This window comes from Methylorubrum zatmanii (genome assembly GCF_014845115.1).
GTDB classification, from domain to species: Bacteria; Pseudomonadota; Alphaproteobacteria; order Rhizobiales; family Beijerinckiaceae; genus Methylobacterium; species Methylobacterium zatmanii.
Genome location: NZ_NKUI01000105.1, coordinates 1 through 2,279 on the forward strand (window position 1 = coordinate 1; position 2,279 = coordinate 2,279).

Below are 2,279 nucleotides of genomic sequence, written 5' to 3' on the forward strand. Positions count from 1 at the left end.
TCTCCCGCATAGCTCCCGGAACCACGCCGCCCATCACGGTCGGGAACTGGACGAGGCCGTCCTTCTCCAGCTGAGCCGGCTTCAGCGGCGCGTCGGTGGCGCCGAAATCGACGGTCTTGGCCTGGATCTGCTTGATGCCGCCGCCCGAACCGATCGACTGATAGTTCAGGCTGGTGCCGGTCTCCTTGCGGTAGGCTTCGGCCCATTTCGAGTAGACGGGGAAGGGGAAGGTGGCGCCGGCGCCCGTGATCTCTACAGCCAGGGCAGAGGTCGCGAACTGGGCGGCCGCAAGGCCAACCGCCAGAGCATAAGCGAAGGGTTTCACGAGCTTCTCCGTTGGATGTCGGATGCTGTCTGCAGGCCGGGTCTAGTCCCAAACCGGGCCCGCCGCGACATCGCTGCCAACTAGTTCACCGACGCGCCGCCTCTATGACAGCCACATGACGGAGACATGACAGCGCCCGGAGAGGCGGAATTTCATTGAGGATGGGACCGCTTGGGCCCGGTCGGACGTTACCGCATCAGGTGCCAGGGTGAGCCGTGGGCCGGATTCCCTCGAACCGCCCGCTCGCGGAGATGCCTCCGGCCGATGCGGCGGCGACCGATCTTCGGGAGATCCCGGCCGCCGCCTCGCCGGGGCTTGCATATCCGAGGAGATCGCCGGCGTGACGGAGCCGCAACCAGCCCGGGCGGGAGACCTTTCGCTCGATACCGCCGACCCTCAGGAGGCGGCCTACAAGGCGCTCCACGCGGAGCGGGCCGCCCTGGAAGAGGAATTGACGCTGCTACAGCAGCGCCAGCGTTTCGGTCAGGACGAGGAAGAGATCGAGGCGGCTCGGGTGACCGAGGCTGCCCTGTTGAAGGATCTCGATCGCGTCCTGACGATGATCCGCGCCGCCGAGATCCGGCGTCAACAGCCGCAGGCACGGCGCTGGCAATGAGGCGAGCGACCTCGGCAACCGGAGGCCTCAGGTGGGACGGCGGCGGTCCCGCTCCTTCTGCCGCAGACGCAGCAGCAGCTGGATCTGATCGTCGGTGATCGGTTGCGCGTCGCAGCTGTCGACATAGGCGTCGCGCAGGCCCTGTCCGATCCGGTGGCGCGTCTCACCATTCAGCGCCGGCATCGCGGCCTCCGCCGTCGAGCCTCCGATATAGTCCGTCGCGAGATGTTCCATGGATCGACCGGGCCGAAATCAAAAGGAACCGTATCGCCCCGAGGAGACGTGAGCGATGGTATTCTAGATTGCGGCGAGATGGTTAACAAAAGACTTACGCCCTGGCTGGCGACGTCCCGTAACGTTCTGCCGAACCCTTTGAATTCGAGTTCAGAAGGGTTCAGTGGAACGCGTTTCGTGCGATCACGCACATATCGCGGGAACCGTTGTTTTGGGCGCCCGTCGCCGCTCCGCGGAATTGTCCTGAGCGATCAATGCGTTCAGGCCTGAACCACGCAGACCTCCATCCGCCGGCCCGACTTTGCAGAACACGGCCGGGATGAGGAGGCGAGGGAGGGTCGTTTCCCCTGTGTCGCTGGGCTGCCCGCCCAGATGCTTTACGCAGGCGACAGGCGGACCGAGTCTCCCGAGGGATTCGGTCCGCCGCGCGCTCGCGATCCCCGGTCCGTTGCGACGCGACCGACACAGATTTCGGCGCCGAACGAGACAATGCCGTCGCTTCGGCATTCTCTCGGGATGAGGTGTCATCCCTCGGCCTTGTCGCCCTACCCTTGCTTCGCGCCGCCCTGCGGGTCGGTGGCGTCCTCGCCGGCAACGTGCCCGCTGGCATGGCCCCGCGGTGTCAGTTGCGGACGGCTCGGCGCTTCGCCGCGATCCTCGGACGGCATCCCGTCCGGTCTTCTCGTCGGGTCGGCCCTTGTACCCCCCTCAAGGGCAACCCGACCAATCCCGGCCAGGTTCATGCCCCGTCGGGCGTTGGCCGGTGGAGTCTATCGAAAGCGCGCCCGGATCGTCTCGTCGCTCCGCCACAATGTATGGCAGACCTTCGCAGATTCCGAACAGGATGCCGTCAGCATGAAGATGTCGGGAACGATCGAGGCATCCGGTACGGTCAGCTCGACACCATGCGCCGTGATGTCATGGATGAGGCATCCGATGGACGTGTGCTCGTCCAGCGCAATCAAGCCGGCATCGTCGCCCGGAGCTGTTCCGGACGGAACAGGTGCCGGAAAGGTGGAGGACGGCGTGGGAAAGCGGGAAGCAGCAGTCGCGCCCCGGCTCCATGCAACCGGGGCCACCACTAAGAGTCAGGGACAAAACCGT

General features: G+C 65.6%; 4 protein-coding genes. 1 reads left to right on the forward strand and 3 read right to left on the reverse strand.

All coding sequences use genetic code 11. From position 1 onward, the window contains the following. A partial coding sequence (locus tag MZTS_RS13835; protein WP_192284288.1) for a substrate-binding domain-containing protein occupies positions 1–325 on the reverse strand: 325 nt, incomplete at its 3' end. Between the two features lie 340 nt (positions 326–665). Between MZTS_RS13835 and MZTS_RS13840 the strand changes: the two genes are divergently transcribed. Next, the gene (locus MZTS_RS13840) at positions 666–941 is read left to right on the forward strand and encodes a hypothetical protein (RefSeq protein WP_192284289.1); all 276 of its coding nucleotides are present in this window, start codon (positions 666–668) and stop codon (positions 939–941) included. A 27-nt stretch (positions 942–968) separates the two neighbouring features. Here MZTS_RS13840 and MZTS_RS13845 read toward each other — a convergent pair whose 3' ends face one another. Both MZTS_RS13845 and MZTS_RS13850 read right to left on the reverse strand, forming a co-directional pair. Then, the gene (locus tag MZTS_RS13845; protein ID WP_246482114.1) at positions 969–1,124 is read right to left on the reverse strand and encodes a hypothetical protein; all 156 of its coding nucleotides are present in this window, start codon (positions 1,122–1,124) and stop codon (positions 969–971) included. Between the two features lie 821 nt (positions 1,125–1,945). Continuing rightward, positions 1,946–2,140, reverse strand: coding sequence for a PilZ domain-containing protein (locus MZTS_RS13850; RefSeq protein ID WP_192284291.1), 195 nt, complete (start codon positions 2,138–2,140; stop codon positions 1,946–1,948). Positions 2,141–2,279 lie beyond the last annotated feature (139 nt).

Excerpts from the sequence above, each read along its gene's own strand:
- MZTS_RS13845 (WP_246482114.1), bottom strand. The coding sequence starts at position 1,124 with ATGCCGGCGCTGAATGGTGAGACGCGCCACCGGATCGGACAGGGCCTG.